The sequence below is a fragment of the Streptomyces sp. NPDC037203 genome, from assembly GCF_055605065.1.
Map to the genome: position 1 here is coordinate 26,229 of NZ_JBVJUC010000008.1, position 25,697 is coordinate 51,925.

General features: G+C 71.9%; 24 protein-coding genes and 2 tRNA genes. 17 read left to right on the forward strand and 9 right to left on the reverse strand.

Annotation, left to right across the window (positions count from 1 at the left end; all coding sequences use genetic code 11):
• Positions 1-117: 117 nt before the first annotated feature.
• The 3 genes from ACZ7EC_RS21805 (at position 118) to ACZ7EC_RS21815 (ending at position 1,175) form a co-directional block, all read left to right on the forward strand.
• A complete protein-coding gene (locus ACZ7EC_RS21805) occupies positions 118-486 on the forward strand; it encodes a WhiB family transcriptional regulator (protein WP_046421414.1) in 369 nt (122 codons plus the stop codon).
• Complete coding sequence (locus ACZ7EC_RS21810) at positions 483-803, forward strand: hypothetical protein (RefSeq protein WP_471064840.1); 321 nt, start codon at positions 483-485, stop codon at positions 801-803. Before ACZ7EC_RS21805 ends, ACZ7EC_RS21810 begins: the two co-directional genes overlap by 4 nt.
• Positions 804-962: 159 nt before the next feature.
• Positions 963-1,175, forward strand: coding sequence for a hypothetical protein (locus ACZ7EC_RS21815; RefSeq protein WP_471064841.1), 213 nt, complete (start codon positions 963-965; stop codon positions 1,173-1,175).
• 13 nt (positions 1,176-1,188) lie between these two features.
• Here the strand turns inward: ACZ7EC_RS21815 and ACZ7EC_RS21820 are convergent, their stop codons facing one another.
• Both ACZ7EC_RS21820 and ACZ7EC_RS21825 read right to left on the reverse strand, forming a co-directional pair.
• On the reverse strand, positions 1,189-2,601 hold the full coding sequence (locus ACZ7EC_RS21820; RefSeq protein WP_471064843.1) for an ABC1 kinase family protein: 1,413 nt from the start codon (positions 2,599-2,601) through the stop codon (positions 1,189-1,191).
• Complete coding sequence (locus ACZ7EC_RS21825) at positions 2,594-3,823, reverse strand: TOMM precursor leader peptide-binding protein (protein WP_471064845.1); 1,230 nt, start codon at positions 3,821-3,823, stop codon at positions 2,594-2,596. The genes ACZ7EC_RS21820 and ACZ7EC_RS21825 overlap by 8 nt, the downstream gene beginning before the upstream one ends.
• 207 nt (positions 3,824-4,030) lie before the next feature.
• Here ACZ7EC_RS21825 and ACZ7EC_RS21830 point away from each other — a divergent pair, with 207 nt between their 5' ends.
• The 4 genes from ACZ7EC_RS21830 (at position 4,031) to ACZ7EC_RS21845 (ending at position 7,893) form a co-directional block, all read left to right on the forward strand.
• Positions 4,031-4,603, forward strand: a complete 573-nt coding sequence (locus ACZ7EC_RS21830) for a M48 metallopeptidase family protein (protein WP_471064847.1) — start codon at positions 4,031-4,033, stop codon at positions 4,601-4,603.
• A gap of 139 nt (positions 4,604-4,742) precedes the next feature.
• Positions 4,743-6,428, forward strand: coding sequence for a TerD family protein (locus ACZ7EC_RS21835; RefSeq protein WP_471064849.1), 1,686 nt, complete (start codon positions 4,743-4,745; stop codon positions 6,426-6,428).
• Between the two features lie 11 nt (positions 6,429-6,439).
• On the forward strand, positions 6,440-7,120 hold the full coding sequence (locus tag ACZ7EC_RS21840) for an AIM24 family protein (RefSeq protein WP_471064850.1): 681 nt from the start codon (positions 6,440-6,442) through the stop codon (positions 7,118-7,120).
• Positions 7,121-7,137: 17 nt separating this feature from the next.
• Positions 7,138-7,893 (forward strand): AIM24 family protein, encoded by a 756-nt coding sequence (locus ACZ7EC_RS21845; RefSeq protein WP_471064852.1) that lies wholly within the window; start codon positions 7,138-7,140, stop codon positions 7,891-7,893.
• Positions 7,894-7,983: 90 nt separating this feature from the next.
• Here ACZ7EC_RS21845 and ACZ7EC_RS21850 read toward each other — a convergent pair whose 3' ends face one another.
• Both ACZ7EC_RS21850 and ACZ7EC_RS21855 read right to left on the reverse strand, forming a co-directional pair.
• Positions 7,984-8,505 carry an NUDIX hydrolase gene (locus ACZ7EC_RS21850; protein ID WP_471064854.1) on the reverse strand — a complete coding sequence of 174 codons (522 nt, stop codon included), beginning with the start codon at positions 8,503-8,505 and terminating at the stop codon, positions 7,984-7,986.
• Complete coding sequence (locus ACZ7EC_RS21855; protein ID WP_471064856.1) at positions 8,502-9,950, reverse strand: zinc-dependent metalloprotease; 1,449 nt, start codon at positions 9,948-9,950, stop codon at positions 8,502-8,504. The genes ACZ7EC_RS21850 and ACZ7EC_RS21855 overlap by 4 nt, the downstream gene beginning before the upstream one ends.
• Before the next feature lie 190 nt (positions 9,951-10,140).
• On the opposite strand from ACZ7EC_RS21855, the gene ACZ7EC_RS21860 reads away from it, so the two are divergent.
• The 4 genes from ACZ7EC_RS21860 (at position 10,141) to ACZ7EC_RS21875 (ending at position 13,406) form a co-directional block, all read left to right on the forward strand.
• Positions 10,141-11,265: an SDR family oxidoreductase gene (locus ACZ7EC_RS21860; RefSeq protein ID WP_471064858.1), complete on the forward strand. Its 1,125-nt coding sequence runs from the start codon at positions 10,141-10,143 to the stop codon at positions 11,263-11,265.
• Between the two features lie 167 nt (positions 11,266-11,432).
• Positions 11,433-11,894, forward strand: coding sequence for a molybdenum cofactor biosynthesis protein MoaE (locus ACZ7EC_RS21865; protein ID WP_397984130.1), 462 nt, complete (start codon positions 11,433-11,435; stop codon positions 11,892-11,894).
• A 190-nt stretch (positions 11,895-12,084) separates the two neighbouring features.
• Positions 12,085-12,258 (forward strand): hypothetical protein, encoded by a 174-nt coding sequence (locus tag ACZ7EC_RS21870; protein ID WP_471064860.1) that lies wholly within the window; start codon positions 12,085-12,087, stop codon positions 12,256-12,258.
• Positions 12,259-12,308: 50 nt separating this feature from the next.
• Positions 12,309-13,406 (forward strand): YlbL family protein, encoded by a 1,098-nt coding sequence (locus ACZ7EC_RS21875; protein ID WP_471064862.1) that lies wholly within the window; start codon positions 12,309-12,311, stop codon positions 13,404-13,406.
• 113 nt (positions 13,407-13,519) lie between these two features.
• Here ACZ7EC_RS21875 and ACZ7EC_RS21880 read toward each other — a convergent pair whose 3' ends face one another.
• A complete protein-coding gene (locus tag ACZ7EC_RS21880; protein WP_397984127.1) occupies positions 13,520-14,062 on the reverse strand; it encodes a PPA1309 family protein in 543 nt (180 codons plus the stop codon).
• Between the two features lie 163 nt (positions 14,063-14,225).
• Between ACZ7EC_RS21880 and ACZ7EC_RS21885 the strand changes: the two genes are divergently transcribed.
• From ACZ7EC_RS21885 to ACZ7EC_RS21900, 4 genes are all read left to right on the forward strand, one after another.
• The gene (locus ACZ7EC_RS21885; protein WP_471065280.1) at positions 14,226-17,141 is read left to right on the forward strand and encodes a UPF0182 family membrane protein; all 2,916 of its coding nucleotides are present in this window, start codon (positions 14,226-14,228) and stop codon (positions 17,139-17,141) included.
• A 41-nt stretch (positions 17,142-17,182) separates the two neighbouring features.
• Positions 17,183-17,256, forward strand: a tRNA-Met gene (locus ACZ7EC_RS21890).
• Between the two features lie 220 nt (positions 17,257-17,476).
• Entirely contained in the window at positions 17,477-19,288 is a 1,812-nt protein-coding gene (locus ACZ7EC_RS21895) for a tetratricopeptide repeat protein (protein ID WP_471064864.1), read from the forward strand.
• A gap of 72 nt (positions 19,289-19,360) precedes the next feature.
• A tRNA-Met gene (locus tag ACZ7EC_RS21900) sits at positions 19,361-19,434 on the forward strand.
• A 159-nt stretch (positions 19,435-19,593) separates the two neighbouring features.
• Here the strand turns inward: ACZ7EC_RS21900 and ACZ7EC_RS21905 are convergent.
• Entirely contained in the window at positions 19,594-20,010 is a 417-nt protein-coding gene (locus tag ACZ7EC_RS21905) for a Fur family transcriptional regulator (protein ID WP_085566460.1), read from the reverse strand.
• A 145-nt stretch (positions 20,011-20,155) separates the two neighbouring features.
• Between ACZ7EC_RS21905 and ACZ7EC_RS21910 the strand changes: the two genes are divergently transcribed.
• On the forward strand, positions 20,156-21,610 hold the full coding sequence (locus tag ACZ7EC_RS21910; protein WP_471064866.1) for a catalase: 1,455 nt from the start codon (positions 20,156-20,158) through the stop codon (positions 21,608-21,610).
• A 108-nt stretch (positions 21,611-21,718) separates the two neighbouring features.
• Here the strand turns inward: ACZ7EC_RS21910 and ACZ7EC_RS21915 are convergent, their stop codons facing one another.
• Together ACZ7EC_RS21915 and hisN are read right to left on the reverse strand one after the other, a co-directional pair.
• Positions 21,719-22,126, reverse strand: coding sequence for a cyclic nucleotide-binding/CBS domain-containing protein (locus ACZ7EC_RS21915; RefSeq protein ID WP_397984124.1), 408 nt, complete (start codon positions 22,124-22,126; stop codon positions 21,719-21,721).
• 150 nt (positions 22,127-22,276) lie between these two features.
• A complete protein-coding gene (hisN, locus tag ACZ7EC_RS21920; protein ID WP_471064867.1) occupies positions 22,277-23,077 on the reverse strand; it encodes a histidinol-phosphatase in 801 nt (266 codons plus the stop codon).
• A 253-nt stretch (positions 23,078-23,330) separates the two neighbouring features.
• Here hisN and ACZ7EC_RS21925 point away from each other — a divergent pair, with 253 nt between their 5' ends.
• Complete coding sequence (locus ACZ7EC_RS21925; RefSeq protein ID WP_471064868.1) at positions 23,331-23,924, forward strand: TetR/AcrR family transcriptional regulator; 594 nt, start codon at positions 23,331-23,333, stop codon at positions 23,922-23,924.
• A 9-nt stretch (positions 23,925-23,933) separates the two neighbouring features.
• On the opposite strand, the gene ACZ7EC_RS21930 is transcribed toward ACZ7EC_RS21925, so the two are convergent.
• Complete coding sequence (locus ACZ7EC_RS21930) at positions 23,934-25,625, reverse strand: ABC transporter family substrate-binding protein (RefSeq protein WP_471064870.1); 1,692 nt, start codon at positions 25,623-25,625, stop codon at positions 23,934-23,936.
• Between the last annotated feature and the right edge of the window lie 72 nt (positions 25,626-25,697).

The following is a 25,697-nucleotide window of genomic DNA, read 5'->3' on the forward strand; positions in this document are numbered from 1 at the left end:
CCTTCAGTTTTTCCCGAACGGGAAGGACGGCGCGAAGGGGCCTCGGGACAAGAAAAGAACCCGGTACCAGCCGACACCCGGTCAACCGGCCGGACGACCAGACGAGGAAGACCACCCGTGCAACTCGAAGCGCACGCCCCGTCCGTACCGCCTTCGCAAACGATCCCCCCGCCCGGCCTCACGGAGGACTCCACCTTGATCCCGCTCACCGCGCTCACCGCGCTCGACGACGCCATCGAGAACCTCGGCGTGCCCGTCCCGTGCCGCTCCTACGACCCGGAGGTCTTCTTCGCCGAGTCGCCCACGGACGTGGAGTACGCCAAGTCCCTCTGCCGCACCTGCCCCCTGATGGAGGCCTGCCTCGCCGGGGCGAAGGAGCGGCGTGAGCCCTGGGGCGTCTGGGGTGGCGAGCTGTTCGTCCAGGGTGTCGTCGTCGCCCGGAAGCGGCCGCGCGGCCGCCCGCGGAAGAACCCGGTCACAGCATGAACATCACAGGAACGATCGACCGCCCCCTCACGCACGACCCCAAGAAGCAGGCCCCGATGAAGCCGTCCACCAGCGAGCCCGCAGGCTCCGTGACCCCAGACTCCACCTCCGGCGCGACCGAAGCCCGCCAGAACAGGACCCGAGAGATGCAACTCATGCAAGAAGCCCTGGCCCGTGCGCATATGCACGAGCGCCTCCATGCCGCCCAGCGGCAACGCCAGGCCACCCGCCTGGCCGTCGCCCAGCGCATGCAGCGCCGCGCCGAACGCGCCTCCCTGCGCGCTCGCCGCGCGCTCGCCATGGCCGTCATGCAGTAGCGACCGCAGAGACCGCATACGAGAAAAAAGGTGCCTCCCCGTGCCGGGGAGGACTCGACCGATGCGGTGAGTTCACGCGGGGGCCGGTCCGGCCGAACGGACCGGCCCCCGCGGTGCGTTCTGCGTGCCGCCCGCCGGTGACGGAGTTATCGTCACCGGATGACGAGTCTTCCTCCAGGAAGCGATCACGGCGACCGCACGGAGCGCCCGGCCCCCCTCGAGTGCGCCCGCTGCGGTGCCCCCGCCCCCGCCCCCCACCCCGTCACCTGGACCTGCTCCGTGGAAGCCGGCGTCCCCCGCTACTTCTGCGCCGTCTGCTCCCGCGACAACCTCCGCGCCATCGAGGGCCGCCTGGACTCCCCCTGGTGGTGACCCCCCGCCGGGGTCACGCCTCCGCCGCGGACTCCTCGGCGACGTCGTCTTCGAGCTGCTCCTCCTCCGTGTCCCCCGGGTCTTCCGCATCCTCGGCCAGGAAGAAGCCCGGCAGCCAGGACTCCAGTTCTTCGCGCAGGCGGACCGTGGCGCCCAGCTGGCACAGGACACCGATGGTGCTGAGGGTCACGCGGTGGATGAGGAGGTACGCGGGGGGCAGGTTGAGCTGCTTGCCGAGCTGGTAGGCGGGGGAACGCGGGTCGGCGATGCGGGCGGCCTGGCTGCGCATCCAGGAGCGGGTGAAGGTGAACGCGTCCACGCGGGCCGGTTCGATGATCGGCAGCAGGTAGTCGAGGACCGCGTCCGGATCCAGCTCTATGGATTCCTTGACGAACCCCTCCTCGCACAGCAGCTCGTAGACCGTCTCCGCGTCGCCGTCCAGCGTGAGTCGCAGAGAGATCCCGATCGGCGTGGGCAGCCCTCCGGGAAGCCGGTCGACCGTGCCGAAGTCCAGGACCCCGAGCCGCCAGTCGTCCTCGCCGTCCGGACCGCCCGGCAGCAGCCGGAAGTTGCCCGGATGCGGGTCGGCGTGCAGCAGCCCGGTGCGGGCCGGGCCCGAGAACAGGAAGCGGGCGAGCAGCTGACCGGCCCGGTCCCGCTGCTCCGGCGTGCCGTCGGCGATGATCTCCGACAGCGGGATGCCGTCGATCCACTCCGTCACCAGCACCTGCTCGCACTGGTGCACCACCGCCGGGACCACCACGTCCGGATCGCCCGCGAACTCCCGCGCGTGCGCCGTCTGCGCGGCGGCCTCCAGGGCGTAGTCCAGCTCCTCGGAGACCCGGTCCCGCAACTCCGCGATCAGCGGCTTTATGTCCACGCCCGGAATGAGCGGCCCCAGCAGCCGGGCGAAGCGGCCCAGTTGGACGAGGTCGGACAGCAGGGCCTCGCCGGCGCCCGGATACTGCACCTTGACCGCCACCTCGCGGCCGTCGTGCCACACCGCCCGGTGCACCTGGCCGATCGAGGCCGCGGCCGCCGGCTTGTCCTCGAACTCCTCGAACAGCTCCCGCCAGTCCGGTCCGAGCCGCTCGGTGAGCACCGCGTGCACCGTACGGGTCGGCATCGGCGGGGCCGCCTCCTGGAGCTTGGTCAGGGCCACCCGATAGGGCCCGGCGACCTCCTCGGGCAGCGCGGACTCGAAGACGGACAGGGCCTGCCCGAACTTCATGGCCCCGCCCTTCAGCTCGCCCAGCACCTTGAAAAGCTGCTCCGCCGTGCGCTGCTGCAGCTCCCGGCCGACGATCTCCGCGGACTCGCCCACGATCCGCTTGCCCAGCCCCCAGGTCGCCCGGCCGGCGAAGCCGAGCGGGAGCGCGGCGAGCTTGGCGGTCCGGGTGACCGCCTTGCGCGGAAGATCAGACATGCGCCCTCCAAGTCCCTGTCGGCCGTGCCGCGCCGGCTTCACGTGCCCGCTCCGTCGACGGCTGTTGCACCGCCATTGTCGCGCGTGCGGGCCCGCGGGTTGCGGAGTGTGCCGCGTCTGCTTTGTCACCCGCTCTTTCCGCCGCGCCGCAGCGGCAGGCCGGATGGGGCGGGAGCGGCCGGGAATGCCAGTTCAGACCGGGTAGGGACACCTCCCAGCGGGCGCCCGCGGCGGAGGGCGACGCGCCGTCCAGGAAGGCCAGCGCGTGGGCGGCGGCCAGTCCGGCGACCGCCGTGGAAAGCGCCAGGTCACAGGCGCCGACCGGGCGGTTTCCGGCGCCGGAGCGCCACTGGGCGAGCAGCCGGGGCCAGGCCGGGTCCCGGTCCGTGCGCGACTCGTGCAGACAGCCGGCGCAGGCCGTCTCGCCCGGCAGCACCAGCGGTCCGACGACTCCTGTGCCCTCCACCACCCCCGCGTACAGATGCGGGGTGCCCGAGGCGAGCAGCGGCTGCGCGGCGCGCGGGTCCGGGGCGTGCACGGACACCTCGTCCCGTGGCGCGAGGATCACCAGCGAGAGTCCCGGTTCCCCGGAGCCGGAGCCGGGGGAGTGGGCATGGCGGGGCGGGCGGTCCGGGGCGGCCCGGCGGACGACCGCCGCTGCCGCCGCGGCCCGGAGGTCACCGACCGACTCGGCCGGCAGCCCACCCGGCGCCACGTCCCACGGCCGCACCCGCCCCTCGTCGCGCACCTCCACCTCGCCGATGCCCGCGCCCGAGAGCACCGCCGCCACCACGGCCCCCACCCGTCCCGCGCCGAGCACCCGCACCCGCAGCGCCCGGCGGGCGGCGAGCCGGGCCAGCGCGCCGCCCGGCTCCGGCGAGGTCAGGGAGAGCGAGGCGAGATCCGGGCGCAGCCGCCGCAGCACCTCCGTCTTCCCGCGCAGCGCGTCCGCGGCCGGTCCGCCGCCGCGCGCGTCGTCCACGAGGCCCGCGCGGGCCAGCCGGTCCACCAGTGTGTCGACCCGGCCCTCCGGCAGCTTCAGCCGGCGGCCCTCGGCGCGCAGCAGCGCCAGCCCGCGGGTGCCGTTGAGCAGGTCCAGGAAGCGGCTGGTGGCGGTGTCCATCGGACCGAGTGTCAGCGCGTGCGCGGGCGTCATCCCGAACTGCACCGTGCCGAGATCACGCCAGCCGCGCCGCAGCGCGGGTTTCACCACCGGATGCATCACAGGCCCCCATTTCCCTGTATCAGCGTGACTGTCAGGACATCGTCGGATGAGTCGTATCCCGCCGACGCCTGCCAGCATGCCCGCTCGGCCCGCGAGGCGTGGAAAGTTATCCACAGGCGGCGGTGATCTTCATATGAACCGGCAGGCACGGCGAACCGTCCGGGAGCCGGGACTTTGCCCCTGCCCAGCGGGTAACGTCGGGGCGTGTCCGCCGACCCCTTGCAGCACCGCGCCGGAAAGACAGAGCGCAGCGCGACGAGCGCGATCGAGGTCCGCAGGAGTGCCCGACGCCGCCGTACGGTCTCCGCGTACCGCGAGGGCGATCGTACGGTCGTACTGATTCCCGCCCGGATGTCGAAGACGGAGGAGCAGCGCTGGGTGACCGTCATGCTCGACAAACTCGCCGCCCAGGAGAGCCGGCGGGTGCTCGGCGACACCGAGCTGGCCGAGCGCGCCGAGCGGCTGTCGGCGCAGTTCTTCGACGGCGGCGCCCGCCCGGCCTCCGTGCGCTGGGTCACCAACCAGAACACCCGCTGGGGCTCGTGCACCCCGGCCGAAGGCAGCATCCGCCTCTCCCACCGGCTCCAGGGCATGCCCGAGTACGTCATCGACTACGTGCTCTGCCACGAGCTGGCGCACCTCCTGGTCCCCGGTCACGGCCCCGACTTCTGGCGGCTGCTGGAGGCGTATCCGCGCACCGAGCGGGCCCGCGGCTACCTGGAGGGCGTGGTCGCCGCCGCACGGCTGCCGCATGGGCCCGACGCGCAGGGCGAGTGACCGCGGCCCGCGTGTGTGTGGCCGGAATCGGTTCTGTACCGGGTCTGTACCGACCGGGACCGGCCGGGGTGATCGCCCGGCACAGCCGTTAGCCTGGCGCGACGCACTCGTATTTCGGGATGGGGGACGGTCGTATCGCATGGCCAGGGAATTCCAACGCGGCCACAAGGCCAGGATCAGTGACCTCACGGCGGGCACCGATCTGTACGTAGGCGTGCAGATCGCCGGACCCGGACTGACCTTCGACATCAGCTGCTTCGGCCTGGACGCCGAGGAACGGCTCTCGGACGACCGCTACTTCGTCTTCTTCAACCAGCCCGCGTCGCCGGAGGAGTCCATCCGGCTGCTCGGGGCCCAGGCGGGCGACACGGAGTCGTTCCGGGTCACGCTCGACCGCATCCCGGAGCGGATCCGCAAGCTGTCCTTCACGGCGACGCTCGACGGCGCCGGGCAGATGTCGCAGGCCGGCCCCGGTTACCTGCGGATCGTCGCGGGTGGCGAGGAGGTCGCCCGGTACTCCTTCACCGGTGCGGAGTTCTCCACCGAGCGGGCCGTCATGCTCGGCGACATCTACTTCAAGGACGGATGGCGGTTCGCCGCGGTCGGACAGGGCTTCGACGGCGGCCTGGAGGCGCTGCTGAGGAACTTCGGCGGCGAGGTGCTGGAGGAGGAGGCGCCCGCCGCGCCCGAGCCGCAGCCCCAGTCCGGCGCCCCCGGCTTCGCCCCGCCCGCGTTCGCCCCGCCCGCCGAGACCCCCGCCCCGCCCGCCTTCGGCGCTCCCGCGGGCCCCGCCCCGGCACCCGCCCCCGCGGCCCCCCAGGGCTACGCCCCGCCGGCCGCCACCACACCTCCGCAGGGCTTCACACTCCCCGGCCAGACCCCGCCCCCGGCCCCGACCGCGCCGGACGTGCACGGCGCGCCGACGGTCATCGCGCCCCTGACCCCGCCCGCCGGGCCGGCGGGCACCGTCCCGCCGCCCGCCCCGGCCCCCGCGCCGTACGGGCAGCCCCCGCAGCAGCCCTCGTACGGCGGCCCTCCCGCCGCCCCGATGCCGCCCCCCGGCTACGGCGGGCAGCCCGGCGCGCCGATGCCGCCGGGCTACGCGCAGATCCCCGGTCAGCAGGCCGCCTCCTACGGTGTGCCCCAGGGCGCTCCGCAGGGTGGTGCCGGTGTGGGCGCGGCGCTCCAGAAGTTCAAGGAGACGCCCACCGGGCAGCGCTGGACGCAGCAGAACAAGAAGCTCATGCGCGTCGACCTCGGCATCGGCGGGCAGCCGGTGCTGGCCAAGCAGGGCAGCATGGTGCTCTACCAGGGCAAGGTCGATTTCGGCTACAAGGGCGCCGGTTTCGCCGGCCGCATCGTCGGCAACACCACCGGCCAGGAGATGCAGCTGATGCGCTGCACCGGCCAGGGCCAGGTGTTCCTCGCCGAGAACGCCACCAACCTGCACCCGATCGAGCTCCAGGGCGACGCGATCTGCGTGTCCGCCGAGAACGTGCTCGCCTTCGACGAGACCCTCCAGTACGAGGTCCGCCGCATCGAGGGCCACGGCATTCCGGGCGGCGCGCTGTTCACCATGCAGTTCCAGGGCACCGGCACCATCGTCGTCAAGACGCACGGCGCGCCCGTGGTGCTGCCGGTCACCCCGACCACCTTCGCCGACTGCAACGCGGTGGTGGCCTGGTCGGCGGCCGCCCAGGTGATCGTCTCCAGCCAGGTCCGCATGCGCCGCAACGCCTACCCCGGCGACACCGGCGAGAGCGTCAACCTCCAGTTCCGGGGCGCGCCCGGCAACTTCATCGTCGTCCAGCCGTACGAGGTCTGAGGGAGCCCGTCATGAACCAGCCGCTCGCGGGCTTCGCTCCCGCACCCGTCACCGCCCGCATGGCGAACCACGGCGACTACATGCTCAAGGTTGCCATGCAGACCGGCAACGACCTCTTCGCGCGTGTGGGCTCGATGGTCGCCTACGAGGGTTTCGTGCAGTACGAGCCCAACCCGCCGGCCGTCCGCCAGATCGCCCGTGATTGGATCACCGGCGAGGGCGCCCCGCTGATGAAGTGCTCCGGGGACGGGCTGCTCTACCTCGCCGACTACGGCGCGAACGTCGTCGTGATCAACCTCGACGGCGACGGCATCTCCGTCAACGCCACCAACCTGCTCGCCTTCGACGCCCACCTGAGCTGGGGCGTGGAGCGGGTCAAGGGGCTCGCGAAGTTCGCCGGGCAGGGCCTGTGGAACACGCGGCTCTCCGGGCAGGGCTGGGTCGCCCTGACCTCCCGCGGCACGCCGATCGTCGTGGACTGCGGCGGCGGCGAGGACGAGACGTACGTGGACCCGGACGCGCTCGTCGCCTGGTCGCCGAACCTCAAGGTCAAGGGCAAGCGCAGTTTCAAGGCGCAGTCGCTGATCGGCCGGGGCAGCGGCGAGGCCTACCAGATGGCCTTCTCCGGACAGGGCATCGTCGTCGTCCAGCCCAGCGAGGACAGCACCGACCGCCTCCGGGTCCGGGGCTGAGGGGGAGTCAACACGCCATGCAGAGCCCGATTTTCGCGTACAACGACAATCAGACGCAGGAGCGCTGGAGCCTCCAGAACGCGCAGTTGCTGCGCGTCGTCCTGGAGGGCCACGACGACCTTCTGGCCCGCAAGGGCACCATGGTGGCCTACCAGGGCCTGGTCGAGTTCGACGCCGAGTACCGCAGCGACAACCAGCGGCACGCGCGTGCCCACACCGGCGAGGGCCTGGACCTGATGCGCTGCCACGGGCAGGGCACGGTGTATCTGGCCAACCTCGCCCAGCACGTGCACATCATGGACGTGGAGCAGGACGGGCTGACCGTCGACGGCTCCTACGTCCTCGCCATGGACTCCTCGCTGCACCACGAGGTCATCGCCGTCGACAGCCTCTACGGCATCTCCGGCTCCGGGAAGTACCAGCTCAACATCACCGGGCGCGGCCGGGTCGCCCTGATGACCTCGGGGTCGCCGCTGCTGATGCAGGTCACCCCGGACCGGTACGTCAACTGCGACGCCGACGCGATCGTGGCCTGGTCGACCGGGCTGCGGGTGCAGATGCAGGCCCAGACGCACTCCTCCGGGGTGTGGCGCAGGCGCGGCGACACCGGTGAGGGCTGGGAGCTGAGCTTCATGGGATCCGGGTTCGCGCTGGTCCAGCCCAGCGAGCTGCTGCCGCCGCAGCACGCGGTGATCGGCCAGGGCCTCGCCGCCCAGTTCGGCATGGGCCAGCACGGGGCGCGCGGCGCCAACCAGGGCAACGTCTGGAGCTGACCGCCGGGGAAAAGCGCACCCCCGCAGCGCCGAAGCCACCCGTAGAGCAGAAGTAAGGGGCGACCGCCATGGCGGTCGCCCCTTACCGGCTCACAGCCTCGCGCGGGCCGCGGCCAGGAGCCGTACGACCGACTCGTCGGCCACGCTCGCGACCTCGTCGTAGCCGAACCAGCGCAGGTCCAGGGACTCGTCGCTGATCGCCGCGACGGCGCCGGAGGGGGCCAGCGCCGCGTACTGGACGTCGTAGTGCCAGTGGCACGGCGACGGGATCGGATGCCGGTCCAGGCGCACCGGGCCGCCGGGCAGCAGCGTGAGCCCCGCCACGCCCGACTCCTCGGTCGCCTCGCGCAGCGCGGCCGCCGCCACGGTGGCGTCGCCCGGCTCGCAGTGGCCGCCCATCTGGAGCCACATCCGCAGCTTGCGGTGGAGGGTGAGCAGCACCCGGCCGCGCTCGGGGTCGATCACCAGGGCGCTCGCCGTGACATGCCCCGCGTGACAGGCCTTCCACATGCCGTCGGGGTGGGCCGCCAGGTGGTCCAGGTAGGACTGGCGCAGCTCGTCCTGGCCCTCGTACCCCTTGAGGACGAGGACCGCGTCGTCGTACAGGCTCACTCGGTGTCGTCGCCCCCGGCCTTGCCGTCCTTGTCGTCCTCGCCGGCGTCCTTGCGCAGGTCCGGCTTGCCGGCGGCCTCGCCGAGCATCTTGTCCAGCTCGGAGAAGTCCGGCTGCTCGCGGTGCACGAAGCCGTCCGGGTCGTCCAGGTCGGTCGCGGTCGGCAGCATGTCCGGGTGGTGCCACAGGGCGTCCCGGCCGTCGACGCCGCGCGCGTCGGTGAGGGAGGCCCACAGCCGGGAGGCGTCGCGCAGCCGGCGGGGGCGCAGCTCCAGCCCGATCAGCGTGGCGAACGTCTGCTCGGCCGGGCCTCCGGTGGCGCGGCGGCGGCGCAGGGTCTCGCGCAGCGCGTCGGCGGACGACAGACGGGGCTTGGCGGCCGCGTGGACCACCGCGTCCACCCAGCCCTCCACGAGCGCCAGAGCGGTCTCCAGGCGCGCCAGAGCGGCCTTCTGCTCGGGCGTGTCCTCGGGCTGGAACATGCCCTGCTGGAGCGCGTCCTGAAGCTGCTCCGGGTTCTGCGGGTCGAACTGGCCGACCACGTCCTCCAGCTTGGCGGTGTCGACCTTGATGCCGCGCGCGTAGCCGTCGACCGCGCCGAACAGGTGCGAGCGCAGCCACGGCACATGCGCGAACAGGCGCTGGTGGGCCGCCTCGCGCAGGGCCAGGTAGAGCCGGACCTCCTCCAGCGGCACGCCCAGGTCCTTGCCGAACGCCTCCACGTTGGCCGGCAGCAGCGCGGCCTTGCGGGCCGGGCCGAGCGGCAGGCCGACGTCCGTGGAGCCGACGACCTCGCCCGCGAGCACGCCGACGGCCTGTCCGATCTGCGTGCCGAACATGGCGCCGCCCATCGAGCGCATCATGCCGATCAGCGGGCCCGCCATGGCCTGCATCTCCTCGGGCAGCACATCGCCCATGGCCGCGCCGACCCGCTCGGCGACCGGGTCGACCAGCTCGCGCCACGCGGGCAGGGTCGCCTCGACCCACTCCGCGCGCGACCAGGCCACGGCGGAGGCGGAGCCCGACGGCAGGGAGGTGGCGTCGTCCAGCCACAGATCGGCCAGGCGTACGGCCTCCTCCACGGCCTTGCGCTCGGAGGGGCCGACGCTGGCGTCCTTGGCGCCGTCCGCGGTGCCCTGGGCGACCGTCTGGCGGGCGATCTGCTTGGCCATGTCCCAGTTCACCGGGCCGCCCTCGTAGGAGAGCATCTGGCCCAGCTGCTGGAACGCGGCACCGAGGTCGGTGGGGTTCAGCGAACCGAACATGGCAGCGAGCGGATTGTCGGCGCCGGGGCCGCCAAAGCCACCGGCTCCGGGCATGCCGCCGAAACCGAACGGGTTGGCCGGTCCCTGCTCACCACCGCTCTGCTGGTCCTTCTTCTTGCCCTCGTCGCCGTCCTCCGGCTCCTCCGGCGGAAGGCCGAAACCGAATGGGGTGTCACTCACGGGATTCCTCGGCTGGTAAGGCCACCGGTCTTCTCCGGCGGCGCGGCTGCCCGACAACACCACCCAGCGTAGACACCCGGACCCGATCGGGCCTCGATGCTCCGCCCGCGGGAGCCCTGCGGCAGGATGGATGCACCTCGTACGCGCGCGTCACCGCGCCCGTACAGAAGACAACCGCTGGAGATGCCGGGTGAGTTCCCCAGATCCGCAGGTTCGCGCAGCGCGAAACCACTCAGAGGCGTCCGCCGGGCGCAGACCCGCCGTGCGCGGGCCCGTCGTGGCGGTCACCGGGGCCGCGACCGGCGTCGGAGCCCTGCTCACGGCGCGACTCGCCGCGTCGGAGGAGATCCGGCGGGTCGTCGCGATCGACGAGCGGCGCGGGGAGTGCGAAGAGGCGCAGTGGCACATCCTGGACGTCCGCGATCCGGCCATCGCGGACAGACTGCGCGGCGCCGACGTGGTCGTCCACCTCGCGCTCGACCTGGATCTCGGCAGCGACGCGGCCGCGCGGACCGCTTACAACGTCCGGGGGACGCAGACCGTGCTGACCGCCGCGGCGGCGGCCGGCGTGCACCGGGTGGTGCTGTGCACCTCCGCGATGGTCTACGGCGCGCTGCCGGACAACGAGCTGCCGCTGTCGGAGGACGCCGAGCTGCGGGCGACGGCCGAGGCGACCGGCGTCGGGGACCTGCTGGAGATCGAGCGCCTCGCCCGGCGCGCGCCCCGCGCACACCCCGGTCTGAACGTCACCGTCGTACGCCCCGCCGTACTCGTCGGTGGCACGGACACCGCACTGACCAGGTATTTCGAGTCGCCGCGGCTCCTTGTGGTGGCCGGGTCGCGGCCCGCGTGGCAGTTCTGCCATGTCGAGGACCTGTGCGGGGCCCTGGAGTACGCCGTCCTGGAGAAGGTCGAGGGGGAGCTGGCGGTCGGCTGCGACGGGTGGCTGGAGCAGGAGGAGGTCGAGGAGCTCAGCGGCATCCGGCGCATGGAGCTGCCCTCGGCGGTCGCGCTGGGCGCGGCGGCCCGGCTGCACCGGATCGGGCTCACCCCGTCCCCGGCGGGCGACCTCGCCTACACGATGTACCCGTGGGTGGTCAGCGGGAGCCGGCTGCACGACGCGGGATGGCGGCCGAAGTGGACCAACGAGGAGGTCCTCGCGGAGCTGCTGGAGGAGGCCGCCGGGCGGCATACGGTGGCCGGCCGGCGGCTCGGCCGCAAGGACGCCACGGCGGCGGGCGCGGCCGGCGCGACGGTTGCCCTGCTGGGCGCGGCCGCGGTGGTACGGCGGGCCCGCAAGGCGCGCCGGCGGTAGGCGGCGCCTGTACGGGCGCCCGGTCGGGCCGCGGCCCTACGGGCATCGCGGCCGGTCTCGTCCGTACGAGCATCCCCTCCCGTCCGTACGAGCATCCAATGCGATCGCGCTCGCGCCGGGTGAACCTCGTATTCCTCGCCGTCTCGGGCGTGCGGCACGATGGGGGCATGGCTGAGATGAGCGAGCACCCCGGTGAGCGGGCCGCGCAGGATCCCGTCAAGCTGATCGGCGTCCGGGAGAGCGCGCTCTCGGTGGACGAGGTGTTCCGGGCGGTCGGCGACGCGGCGGCCGGCGGGATCGCGCTGTTCGTCGGGACGGTGCGCAACCACGACGGGGGCGCCGACGTCGACGCGCTCGGCTACTCCTGCCACCCCAGTGCCGAGGCGGAGATGCGGCGGATCGCCGAGAAGGTCGTCGCGGACCATCCCGTGCGGGCCCTGGCCGCGGTGCACCGGGTGGGGGAGCTGGGCGTGGGGGACATCGCGGTGGTCGTCGCCGTGGCGTGCCCGCACCGCGCGGAGGCCTTCGAGGCGTGCCGGAAGCTGATCGACGACATCAAGCACGAGGTGCCCATCTGGAAGCACCAGAAGTTCTCGGACGGCACGGAGGAGTGGGTCGGGGCCTGCTGAAGCGGACGGGGGTGCGCCGAAAACGGGCGAGATCTGTCGAAATGGGGCGGAGCGCTGCGCCGAACCGGTCACTCCCGGCCCATCACTGTCTCCGGTTGCGTAACCGCCCCCCGCACGTGAGCGTTGTGGGTGCGGATGGTTAATCTGCTGATCAGTCAGTTGCGGACGCTCACAGCGTTGGGAGGTCGGCATGGGCGCGCTTGTCTGGCTGCTGATTCCGCTCATGGGTGCGGTCGGCGGCGGGCTGTGGGGCAGTTGGGCCAACAGGACGCGCAGGGCCCGCAGCGACGGGCCCGAGCTGGACGGGTACGCCCGGTTCCGCGAGGCGATGGAGCGGTCCCACACGGGCGCGGGCGGCGTCTGACAGGGGTGCCCTGACAGTGCGCCGACAGACGCGTCACGTACTGTCGGGGCATGCCACGCCGCACCGCGACGATGCTCGCCTCCACCCTGATGCTGATCGCGCTCCTGTGCGCCGGAGTGCTCATCCCCGTGCCGTACGCGGAGATGTCCCCCGGCCCGACCGTGAACACGCTCGGGGACCACCAGGGCGAGCCGGTGCTCCAGATCTCCGGCCGTAAGACGTACCCGACGGACGGTCACCTGAACATGACCACCGTGCGCGTGACCAGCGTGGACTTCCGGATGAACCTGGTGGAGGCCGTCTACGGCTGGCTGTCGCGCGACAGCAAGGTCGTGCCGCACGACACGCTCTACCCGAAGGGCACGACGGAGGAGCAGTCCTCCCAGCAGAACGCCGAGGAGTTCAGCCAGTCCCAGGAGAGCGCCAAGGTCGCCGCCCTGAAGCAGCTGAACGTCCCGGTGAAGTCCTGGGTGATCGTCTCCACCGTGGTCAAGGGCTCCCCGGCCGAGGGCAGGCTGCACGCCGGTGACGTGATCAAGGCGGTCGACGGCCACGCGGTCAAGCAGCCCTCCGACGTCGCGGGCTTCGTCACCAAGCACAAGGCGGGCCAGAAGGTGGTCTTCACCGTCGTCCCCGCCAAGGAGCAGGCCGCCGCCGAGAAGGCCCACAAGACGGCCGCGAAGACCCAGGACGTCGCGATCACCACGGCCGCCTCCGACGACAGCGGGCCGAAGCGGGCCATCGTCGGCATCTCGGCCGGGACCGACCACACGTTTCCGTTCACCATCGACATCAAGCTCGCCGATGTCGGCGGGCCCAGCGCCGGTCTGATGTTCGCGCTCGGCATCTACGACAAGCTCACGCCGGGCGATCTGACCGGCGGCACGTTCGTGGCCGGCACCGGCACCATCGACGACAACGGCACCGTCGGGCCGATCGGCGGGGTCGACATGAAGACCGTCGGCGCGCGGAACAAGGGCGCCCAGTACTTCCTGACGCCCGCCGACAACTGCGCCGAGGCCGCCGCGGACAAGCCGGGCGGGCTCACCCTGGTCAAGGTGAAGACGATCAAGGACGCGCTGGCCGCGCTCAAGGACATCCGCGGCGGGAACACCGCGGCCCTGCCGAAGTGCACGGCCAAGGGCTGAGGCTGCGAGCGACGTGACATGACCGGGGGCGGCCGCTCGGACGAGGGGCGCCCCCGGCTGTAAACGCCGGCGGCGCCCCTGCTGTCGTACGAGAAGGATCAGCCGGCGGAAGATCAGTCGGCGAACGTCGCCGTCAGGGCGTCCGCGAGGCCCGGTACCAGGTCGGGACCGGTGAGAACCTCGGTCGGGGAGTCCTTCTCGCGCAACCGCAGCGCCGACTCGCGGGCGCCGCCGCGCAGCACCGCCACCGTCATCCGCACCTCCTGGCGCTCGGGGTGGTCCGCCACCCACTTGGCCAGCTTGGCCTCGCTGAGGTTCTTCGGGACCTGCGCCTCGGCGGACGGCGGCAGCATCAGCCGCTCCACGGTGAGCGCGCAGCCGGCCACCGCGTCGGGCCAGGCGATGGTGGCGAGGAACTCGTCGAGCGGCTTGCCGGACGGGATCTCGTCCTGCTCGATCGGGGTGAGACCGGCGGTCTCGGACTCGCCCTCCAGGCCCAGCTGGGCCGCGAGCGCGGGCTCCTGGCTGCGCAGCCGAGCGGTGTCTACGAGGGCGAAGAGGCGAGCGGGCTGGTCCCAGCCGAGGCCGGAGGCGTACTCGTCGATCTCGAGTACGGCCCGTGTGAGCGGGCTCGCTGCCATGGGAGTGTTGGACATGGTCACAATCCTGCCTCGTTCCCCACCGGAATCGGGAACCGAGCAGGGCCTGAGTAAGTTGCATATGTGTCGGCCCGCGATCACGGGGGGCCACCGGGGCCCGCGGAGCACGGGGCCCGAGGGATCGAGAGCGAATTTCGAGGGGCGCACCTTGGCTTTCCAGATGCCGGACCGCGGCCAAGGCCCTGCGGGGCCACGGACGGGGGCGGGCCGACCGTCCCGGCGGGTGAGGGTCCTGCTCCTGACGCTGGGCGTGCTCGCCGTCCTCGGTATGACCTTCAGCATGTTCGCCGGCTTCTGGACGAACTGGCTCTGGTACCGGTCGGTGCACTACTCGTCCGTGTTCACCACCACACTGTGGACCAAGATCGGACTGTTCTTCGTCTTCGGTCTGCTGGCCGCGGCCGTGGTCGGCCTCAACATCTGGCTGGCCCACCGGCTGCGGCCCCCGCTGAGCGCCATGTCCATGGAGCAGCAGAACCTGGACCGCTACCGCATGGGCCTCGCGCCGTACAAGACCTGGCTGCTGGTCGGTGTCTGCGCCCTGGTCGGGCTGATCGCGGGCGCCTCGGCGGCCGGCCAGTGGCGCACCTGGCTGATGTGGGTGAACGGAGTCCCCTTCCACGAGAAGGACCCCCAGTTCCACCTCGACATCGCCTTCTACGCCTTCGACCTGCCCTGGTTCCGGTTCCTGCTGGCCTTCGGCTTCGCCGCCGTCATCCTGTGCCTGATCGCCGCCGCCTTCACGCACTACCTGTACGGCGGGCTGCGCCTGACCAGCCCCGGCGCGCGCGCCACCGCCGCCGCGACCGGGCACCTCTCGGTGCTGCTCGGCCTGTTCGTCGCCCTCAAGGCGGTCGCCTACTGGCTCGACCGGTACGGCCTGGCGGTGAAGTCCAGCGACTTCAAGGCGAACGGCGACTGGACCGGACTGCGCTATGTCGACGCCAACGCCTATCTGCCGGCCAAGACGATCCTGTTCTGCATCGCCGTCATCTGCGCCCTGCTGTTCTTCGCCACCCTGTGGCGGCGCACCTGGCAGCTGCCCGTCATCGGCTTCGGCCTGATGGTCCTGTCGGCGATCCTGATCGGCGGGCTCTACCCGGCGATCGTGCAGAAGTTCCAGGTCGAGCCCAACGAGCAGGCCAAGGAAGCTCCGTACGTCCAGAAGAACCTCACGGCGACCCGCGAGGCGTACGGCATCGACGACACCGAGGTCACCCCGTACGACGGCAAGTCCACCACCACGGACAAGGCCAAGCTGCGCGCGGACGTGGACGACGCGGCGAGCATCCGGATCATGGACCCGAACATCGTCTCGCCGACGTTCCAGCAGGCGCAGCAGATGAAGGACTACTACGGGTTCCCGGCCAACCTCGACGTCGACCGGTACCCCACCAAGGACGGCAAGCTCCAGGACACCGTGATAGGCGTGCGCGAGCTGAACCTCGACGGCAAGGGGATCAAGCACAACTGGATCAACGACCACTTCCGTTACACGCACGGCTACGGCGTGGTCGCGGCCAAGGGCACCGAGGCGGCCGACGGCCAGCCCGTCTTCACCGAGTCCGACCTGCCCTCCAAGGGCGACCTGGGCACCTACGAGCAGCGGGTCTACTACGGCGAGAAGACCACCACGTACTCCATCGTCGGCGGCCCGCAGAAGGAGATCGACCGCCCCACCGACGACAACCGCGAGGTGACCACCAGTTACACCGGCAAGAGCGGTGTGAACCTCGACAACCCGCTCAACCGGGCCGCGTACGCGATGGCGTTCAGCGAACCGCAGATCCTGTACTCGGGCGCGATCGGCAAGGGCTCGCGGATCCTGTACAACCGCACGCCCAAGGAGCGCGTCGAGGCGGTCGCCCCCTGGCTGACCATCGACGGCGACGCCTATCCGGCCGTCGTCAAGGGCCGCATACAGTGGATCGTCGACGGCTACACGACGTCGAACGGCTACCCGTACTCCTCCCGTACGACCCTCGGCGACACCACGGCCGACTCGCTGACCGCCGGCAGCGACAACCGCAGCGTGGTGGCCCCGCAGAACCAGGTCAACTACATCCGCAACTCGGTGAAGGCGACCGTCGACGCGTACACCGGCGAGGTCAAGCTGTACCAGTGGGACACCGCGGACCCGGTGCTGAAGACCTGGATGAAGGCGTTTCCCGGCACGGTGCTGCCCAAGAGCGCGATCTCCGCACAGCTGCTGTCCCATCTGCGTTACCCCCAGGACCTGTTCAAGGTCCAGCGCGAGCTGCTCACCCGCTACCACGTGACGGACCCGCAGACCTTCCTCACCGGCAGCGAGGTGTGGCAGGTGCCCAACGACCCGACCAACAGGTCGGGTGACGCGGTGCCGCCGTACTACCTGAGCATGAAGATGCCCGGCCAGAGCAAGCAGGCGTTCTCGCTGTCCACCACGTTCACCCCGAGCGGCCGGGACAACCTCAGCGCCTTCATGTCCGTCGATTCCGAGGCGGACAGCAAGGATTACGGCAAGATCAGGATCCTGAAGCTGCCGACCAGTACGACGGTCGACGGGCCCAAACAGGTCCAGAGCCAGTTCAACTCCGAACAGGACGTCGCCGCAGCGATCAAACTCCTCAAGGGCGGCGACTCCGAGGTGGAGTACGGCAACCTGCTGACCGTGCCGCTGGACGGCGGGCTGCTCTATGTGGAGCCGGTCTATGTACGCGGCGGTGGACTGAAACTCCCCTTGCAGCGCAAGGTGCTGGTCACCTACGGGGACCGGCCGCCGGCGTTCGAGGACACGCTCGGCGAGGCGCTGGACAAGGTGTTCGGCACCAGCTCCGCCGCGGCCGGTGCACCGGACGGCGGCTCCAAGGCCCCGCCCGCCGCCCCGCCCGCGGCGAGCGACCCGGATGTCCGGCAGGACCTGGCCGACGCCCAGAAGGCGTTCGACGCCGGGCAGCGGGCCCTGAAGCAGTCCGGCGGCCCCGACTGGGACGCGTACGCGAAGGCGCAGAAGGACCTCAAGGCTGCGCTGCAGCGGGCCCAGGACGCGCAGAAGCAGCAGCAGAAGCCGCAGGAACAGCCGCGAGAGAAGGGCTGATCACCACCGCCCCGCGCCGTGATACGGTTGGCTCACAACGGCGCGGGGTGGAGCAGCTCGGTAGCTCGCTGGGCTCATAACCCAGAGGTCGCAGGTTCAAATCCTGTCCCCGCTACTGATATCGAAGGCCCGGATCCTTTACGGATCCGGGCCTTCGTGGTGTGTGAACTCGCCGCAGGCGAACACAAGTTGGGGAAGGAGTTCGCGCCGCGCCGCCGTGAGGAGCGAGGCGCTGTGTGTTTGACTTGTCGTCCTGTGGGCATGTCGACAAAACGCTGAAGTGACCTCACGGGGTGGGGTATACCGGGTGTACCCAGGTTGCGGGTGGTGCGACGATGGACGTTATGGGGGACAAGGCAACTCTGTTCGAGTCAGGGCGATTTGTACAGACTTCCGGTGAGGGGTCGGCCCGCGACGAGGCGGGCGACATGGCCGAAGCCGACGAGGAGGTGCGCCTCGCGCTCGCCGCACGCAGCGGTGACGCGGAGGCGTCCAGCGTCCTCGGCGCCATGCTGCTGCGCCGCGGCGACCTCGACGGCGCCGAGACCCATCTGCGGGCCGCCACCGCCGCCGGCGACCGGGCCGCCGCCAACAACCTGGGCGTCCTGCTGCACCAGCGGGGGTATTCCGAGGAAGCCGCCGGGTGGTGGCGGATCGCCGCCGTCGCCGGTTCCGCGGCCGCCGCGCACGCACTCGGCCGCTACCACCGCGAACGCGGGGACGAACCGGCCGCGGAGTACTGGCTGCGCCAGTCCGCCGAGCAGGGCCATGTCCTCGGCGCCTACGCGCTCGCCGACCTGCTGGAGCACCGCGGGGACGCGGCGGCCGGGCACTGGATGCGGCTCGCCGCCGAGCGCGGGCACCGGGAGGCGGCGTACCGGATCGCGCGCGCGCTCGACCGGGAGGCCGGCGGCCGGGGCGAGGGCGGGACTGACAACGCTGTCGCGGAGGCCGAGCAGTGGTACCGGCAGGCCGCCGCGCGCGGTCACCGGCGGGCCGCCCTGCACCTCGGGGCGATCCTGGAGCAGCGTGGAGAGCTGAAGGAGGCCGGGCGCTGGTACCTGACCTCCGCCAAGGACGGCGAGCCGCGGGCCGCCTGCGCCCTCGGCTTCCTGCTGCGGGACGCCGGGGACACCGAGAGCGCGGCCGTGTGGTGGCTGCGCGCCGCGCAGGAGGGCGACGGCAACGCGGCCAACGCGCTCGGCGCGCTGCACGCCGAGCGGGGCGAGACCCAGACCGCCGAGCGCTGGTACCGGGCGGCGCTGGACGCGGGGGACGACAACGGCGCGTACAACCTCGGGCTGCTCTGCGCCGAGCAGGGCCGCACCGCCCAGGCCGAGCAGTGGTACCGGCGCGCCGCGTACGCCGGGCACCGGGAGGCCGCGAACGCGCTGGCCATCCTGCTGCTCCAGGTCGGCGACACCTCCGGAGCGGAGCCGTGGTTCTCCAAGGCGGCCGAGGCGGGGAGCGTGGACGCGGCGTTCAACCTCGGCATCCTGTACGCCGGGCGCGGCGAGGACGCCATGGCGCTGCGCTGGTACGAGCGGGCGGCCTCGGCCGGGCACACCGAGGCCGCGCTCCAGGTCGGCATGGCGCGGCTGCGGGAGGGCGACGAGCGGGCGGCCGAGCGGCATCTGCGGTGCGCGGCGGGGGGCGGCAGCGCGGAGGCGGCCTACCGGCTGGCCGCGCTGCTGGACGCCCGCCGCCCCCCGCGCCCCGCGCACGAGCTGGGGGAGAGCGTCCACGAGAAGGCCGAGTGCGAGGAGTGGTACGAGCGGGCGGCCGAGCAGGGGCACCGCCGGGCGCAGGTGCGGGTCGGGATGCTCGCCTCCGCGCGCGGGGACGTGGTCGAGGCGGCGCGCTGGTACCGGGCGGCGGCGGAGGCGGGCTCGCGCAACGGGGCGTTCAACCTGGGGCTGCTGCTCGCCCGCGAGGGGAGCGAGCCGGAGGCCGTGGTGTGGTGGACGCGCGCGGCCGGCGACGGCCACGGCCGTGCGGCCCTGCGCCTCGCCCTCGTCTGCGCCCGCCGCGGCGACCTCGACGAGGGGCAGCACTGGGCGACCCGCGCCGCGGAGCTGGGGCCCGCGGAGGTCACCGAGCGGGCGGGCCGGCTGCGGGACGCGCTGCGTGAGGAGCTGTCCGCGTGAGTGGCCCTGGTCACTCGGACCCGAATGGATTTGCTTCCGTCGGCTTCCCTCGCGTAATGTCGTGTTCACCGACGCGGGGTGGAGCAGCTCGGTAGCTCGCTGGGCTCATAACCCAGAGGTCGCAGGTTCAAATCCTGTCCCCGCTACTGAAGGCCGAGGGCCGGAATCCAGAAATGGGTTCCGGCCCTCGGTCGTATGCGCGTGGCCCTCGTGCGGGTCGGTCCCCGCAGGGCGCGAAAGAGGAGTCCGGGGGCAAAAAAGGAGGGGGCTCGCGCCCCCTCCTCACTCCGTGAACCGCCGAGCCGTCACGCGCCCGCGCACTCCGGGCACAGTCCCCGGTACGTCACCTCGACGTCGGACACCGTGAAGCCGAAGCGCTCGGTGTCGGGGAGGTCGGCCAGCGGGTTGCCGGTGGGGTGGACGTCGCGGATCGCGCCGCAGCGGGCGCAGACCAGGTGGTGGTGCGGCCGGTGCGCGTTCGGGTCGTAGCGCTTGGCGCGCTTGTCGGTGGAGACCTCCAGCACCTCGCCGAGCGTGACCAGCTCGCCCAGGGTGTTGTACACGGTCGCGCGGGAGATCTCCGGCAGCTTCGCGACAGCCCGCGCGTGGACCTCGTCGGCCGTCATGTGCACGTGCTCGCCGTCGAGGACCTCGGCCACCACGCGTCGCTGCGCGGTCATCCGCCATCCGCGTCCACGCAGCCGTTCCAGAAGGTCGCTCATGGCCACCAGCCTAACAGCAGAGGGGACCAGGACGGGAATAGGTGTGACTTTGGAACTTCGCTTGACTTGGACTTAGTCCAATGTAGGATCAGTGACGGCTTTGGCCAAGGGACAGGATTGGCCGGCGTAGACGCAGGAGGCGCACGTGACGCAGGGACCGCTCACCACGGAGGCCGGGGCTCCGGTCGCGGACAACCAGAACAGCGAGACGGCGGGCGTCGGCGGCCCGGTGCTGGTCCAGGACCAGCTCCTGCTGGAGAAGCTGGCCCACTTCAACCGGGAGCGCATCCCGGAGCGGGTCGTGCACGCCCGCGGCGCCGGCGCCTACGGCACCTTCACGGTGACCGCGGACGTCACGCCGTACACCAGGGCCGCCTTCCTCTCCGAGGTCGGCAAGGAGACCGAGGTCTTCCTGCGCTTCTCGACGGTGGCCGGGAACCTGGGCGCGGCGGACGCGGTCCGCGACCCGCGCGGTTTCGCGGTGAAGTTCTACACCGAGGAGGGCAACTACGACCTCGTCGGCAACAACACCCCGGTCTTCTTCATCCGGGACGCGATCAAGTTCCCCGACTTCATCCACACCCAGAAGCGCGATCCGTACACGGGCAGCCAGGAGGCCGACAACGTGTGGGACTTCTGGGGGCTGTCGCCGGAGGCGACCCACCAGGTGACCTGGCTGTTCGGGGACCGCGGCATCCCGGCGTCGTACCGGCACATGGACGGCTTCGGCTCGCACACCTTCCAGTGGAACAACGAGGCGGGCGAGGTCTTCTGGGTCAAGTACCACTTCAAGACCGACCAGGGCATCAAGAACCTCACCGCCGGTGAGGCCGCGGTGCTCGCGGGCACCGACCCCGACTCCCACCAGCGCGATCTGCGCCAGGCGATCGAGCGGGGCGAGTTCCCGAGCTGGACCGTGGGCGTGCAGATCATGCCGGCGGCGGACGCGGCGGCGTACCGCTTCAATCCGTTCGACCTGACCAAGGTGTGGCCGCACGCCGACTACCCGGTCGTCGAGATCGGCAAGCTGGAGCTCAACCGCAACCCGCGCAACGTCTTCGCCGAGGTCGAGCAGTCGATCTTCAGCCCCTCGCACTTCGTGCCGGGCATCGGCCCCTCGCCGGACAAGATGCTCCAGGGCCGGCTGTTCGCGTACGGCGACGCGCACCGCTACCGCGTCGGTATCAACGCCGACCACCTGCCGGTCAACCGCCCGCACGCCACCGAGGCCCGTACGCACTCCCGCGACGGCCACCTCTACGACGGACGGCACGGCGGTGCCAAGAACTACGAGCCCAACAGCTTCGGCGGGCCCGCGCAGACGGGCCGGGCGCTGTGGCAGTCCTACGACGGCTTCACCGGCGGCACCGGTGACCACCCGACCCCGCGGCACGCCGAGGACGACGACTTCGTGCAGGCCGGAAACCTCTACCGGCTGATGACGGAGCCGGAGAAGGAGCGGCTGATCGCCAACCTCGCCGGGTCGATCTCCCAGGTCTCGCGCGAGGACATCGCGGAGCGCGCGATCGGCAACTTCGCGGCCGCGGACGCCGACTTCGGCAAGCGGCTGGAGGCGGCGGTGCGGGCCCTGCGCGACTGAGCGCGACCGAGACGGCGGCACTCGTCCGCCGGGCGGGCCGGGTCCCTGGTGCTCGGGGTCCGGCCCGTTCGCCGTGTCCGGGTCCCCGTGGGCGGCGCCCCGGACCGGTCAGGAGCCCGCTCTGGCCAGCGGGGCCGGCGCGCGGGCCGGGGACCAGCAGCGGATGATGTCCCGGACCGAGACGATCCCGGCGACCTCGCCCCGGTCGAGGACGATCAGATGCCGGAAGCCGCCGTGCGCCATGGCGCCGGCGGCCTCCTCCAGCGTCCAGGTCGGCGCCGCGAAGACGACGTCGGTGGTGGTGTGGGCATGGGCGCGCTCGACGTCCGGGTTCTGGCCGAGGCCGACGGAGTTGAGGATGTCGCGCTCGGTGAGGATGCCGATGCCGCCCGCGTCCGGATCGAAGACGACGGCGGCGCCGATGCGCCGGGCGGACATCAGGGTGGCCGCCTCACGGAGGGTGTGGGCGGGGCCGAGGGTGAGGATCACGGTGCTCATGGCGTCGCGGACCAGCATGGGTGGGGCCACCTCCTGGGGGTCCGGGGGCCTTGTCCCCGGATTCACAAGTTCACAAGTGGGGGTGGCTTCAGCGTCTCAGGTCACAGCCGGGTCAACAAGAGGGCGCGTGTGGCCCGCCGGGGGGCGTGCGCAAGCGCCCCGTGCGTCTCACTGGCGCCGGTTGAGATACCCCAGCAACTCGTCGTGCAGCAGTCCGTTGGACGCCGCCGCGTTGCCGCTGTGCGGTCCGGGGCGGCCGTCGAGACCGGTGAAGGTGCCGCCCGCCTCGGTGACGACGATCGCCGGGGCGGCCATGTCCCACAGCGACAGCTCCGGCTCCGCGCACATGTCCACGGAGCCCTCGGCGACCATCATGTACGGCCAGAAGTCGCCGTACGCGCGGGTGCGCCACACCTGGCGGGAGAGGTCCAGGAAGCCGTCGAGGCGGTCCTGCTCCTCCCAGCCGGACAGGGACGAGTAGGCGAAGGAGGCGTCCGCGAGGGTGCTGACGCCGGAGACGTGGAGCCGGCTCGCGGAGGTCAGATTGCGGCCGGTGAAGGCGCCGTGGCCCTTGGCGGCCCACCAGCGGCGGCCGAGGGCGGGGGCGGAGACCAGGCCCACGACGGGGTGGTAGCCCCCCTCGCCCGCCTCCATCAGCGCGATCAGCGTGGCCCACACCGGGACGCCGCGCACGTAGTTCTTGGTGCCGTCGATCGGGTCGATCACCCAGCGGCGGGGGCCGGTGCCCTCGACGCCGTACTCCTCACCGAGGACCGCGTCTCTGGGGCGGGCCCGCTGGAGCTGGCCGCGGATGAGTTCCTCGGCCGCCTTGTCCGCTTCGCTCACCGGCGTCATGTCCGGCTTCGTCTCCACCTTCAGGTCCAGGGCCTTGAAGCGGTCCATGGTGGCCGCGTCGGCCGCGTCGGCGAGGACGTGGGCGAGACGGAGGTCGTCGAGGTAGTCCGGCATGTACGTCACGCTATCGGCTGGCCGGGTACGGCAGCCAGCGGGGGCGTGCGTGTGTCGGGCCCGCCGGTCGCGGTGTCACACGTGTGCGCGGGCGGCCACCACGCACCCGCGCGCGACCACCGCGCACATACCCGCGGCCACCGCACGCCCGCACGCCCTCCATTGGCCCTCCGTGCCCGGCGAGCGGACCCTTGACATCATCCGAAAGTCCGTCAAATCTGGGCGGAACGCGGTCTGTCCCAGGGAGGCCACGATGGCTGCTGCCCGCGAAGCCTTGCTGGACGCCGCCGCCACGGCCCTGGCACGCCGGCCGTGGCCGGCCGTGCGCATGGTGGAGGTGGCCGCCGCCGCGGGCGTGTCCCGGCAGACCCTGTACAACGAGTTCGGCGGCAAGGACGGCCTCGCGCGGGCGCTGGTGCTGCGGGCCGCCGACGACTACCTCGCCGGTGTCGAGCGCGCCCTCACGGGCGGCGGCGGCATCTGGGAGCGGCTCACCGCCACCGCCGAGTGGACGGCGACCGCGGCCCGGCAGGACGCGCTGGTACGGGCGTTGCTCACCGGCTGCTGGAGCGAACGGCTCCCCGCGCCGCCGCGCGGCCCCGCGCCGGTACCGCCACCGCGCCGCCCGGAGCGCCCGCTCCCCTCGCCCCCCGACCTGGTGCGGACCGTCCGCGACCGCGCCGTCACCGTGCTGTCCGGACCCGGCGCCGGCCCCGCCGCCACCGCCGAACTCGCCCGCGCCTGCGAACTGGCGGTCCGCCTCGCCCTGTCCTGTGTCGCGGTGCCGCCGGGAGACGACGGGGTAGCCGGACTGGTCCGGGCCCTCGCCGGCCGCCCGGCGCCCTGAGCTACGCCGTCACTTCTTCACCCAGCCCACCTTCGTGTAGTCGACGTCGGCGAGACCCTCCGCGCCGAAGTTCGCGAGCCCCGAGCGCACGGCCAGGATCTCCGGGCGCTGGTACAGCTCGATGGAGTGGGCGAGGCGCCAGATCTCGGTGTCGGCCTGGTTGTACAGATCCGCGGCCTTCGCGTGATCGGTGGTTTCGCCGGCCCGCTTCAGCAGAGCGTCGATCTCCGGTGAGCCCACGGACCCGAAGTTCTGGAAGAGGTTGCGCCCCTTGGGCCGGACGAACACCGGGGTGAGCATGGACGGGTAGACGGCGTCCACGTTCCGGAAGCTGGTGAGGTCGAAGTTGCCGCGGTTGACGAACTGGTTGAAGTAGTCGTTGGCCGGCACCTTCTTCAGTTCGACCTTGATCCCGACCTGCGCCAGCTGCTGCTGCACCAGCTGGGCCTGGTCGGTCTGGGCGGAGGTGCTGCCGGCGCTGAGTACGTAGTCGAGGGTGAGCTGCCTGCCGCCCTTGGTGCGCGCCCTGCCCGCGCCGGCGTCCTTCCAGCCCGCCGCGTCCAGCAGCTTCTTCGCCGCTGCCGCGTCGTAGTCGGCGTACCCGCCCGAAGTGTCCTTGTAGCCCTGCTGGTTGGGCATGAAGAAGTGGTTGTCGAGCGGCTTGAGCTGGAAGGAGAGGTCCTTGGCGAACGCCTCGTCGATGCCCTGCCGGTCCACGGCGTGCTGGACCGCCTGCCGCACCCGCAGATCCTTCAGCGGGCCGCGGCCGCCGTTGAGCGTGATGTGCACCTCGTCCCAGCGCGCGCCCCGCCGGATGTCCGTGTCCGGCGCCTTGGCCAGCCGCTGGTAGTCCTCGGGCAGCAGCGCGCTGGTGTAGTCGATCTCCTTGTCGAGATAGGCGTCGGGGCGGGCGGAGGTGTCCAGGACGCGGTACACGATCGAGTCCAGCCTGGGCTTGCGGCCCCACCACTCGGGGTCCGGCACGAGCGTGATCGTCTGCGCGGTCTTGTCGTAACCGCCGATCTTGAAGGCGTCCCCGGAGACCGGCACCTTCTCCGCCCAGCTCTTGAGGAACTTGGCGGGGCTGTCGTAGTACCGCGCCGGGTAGAGCGGGTCGAACAGCCGCTGCCAGTCGGCGTACGGCGCCTTGAAGGTCACCTTCACCGCGTGCGGGCCGGAGCCCTGCCCGACGTCCGCGATCTGGTCGTAGCCGCTCGGATCGGCGGCCTCGTAGGCCGGGTCGGAGCCGTTCAGCGCCTGCCACTGGGCGCGGAAGTCGCGCCAGCTCAGCGGCTTGCCGTCGGACCACCTGGCCTTGGGGTTGAGCTCGTACTCGATCACCTGCGGGCTGGTGGAGACCACCTTCGCGGAGACCAGGAAGTCCGGGTTGGCGTGCGGGGTGCCCCGGGTGTCGGAGTCGAACAGATCGGGCATCACCGTCCTGATGATCTCCTGGGCGTCGCCCTGCTGACCGTCGACGTCGTTGACGTTGTACTGCGTGATCCACTGGTCGATCGCCAACCGCAGCGTGCCGCCCTGGCGCAGGTCGTCGAGCGGGCGCGCGCCGATGTCCTGGCCGTCTACCTCGGGCGCCGCCGCCTTCTTCGACGTGCCGTCCTGGCCGCCGGGCCCGCAGCCGGTCAGCAGGAGCGCGGTGGCCGCGGTGGCGGCGATCCAGGCTGCGGCGGATGTGGGGCGCATGTCGGTTTCCTTTGTGAGGTCGACAGGGGACGCGCCGAACCTAGAACGCCGCGGGTGGGGCGGGGGAGACCC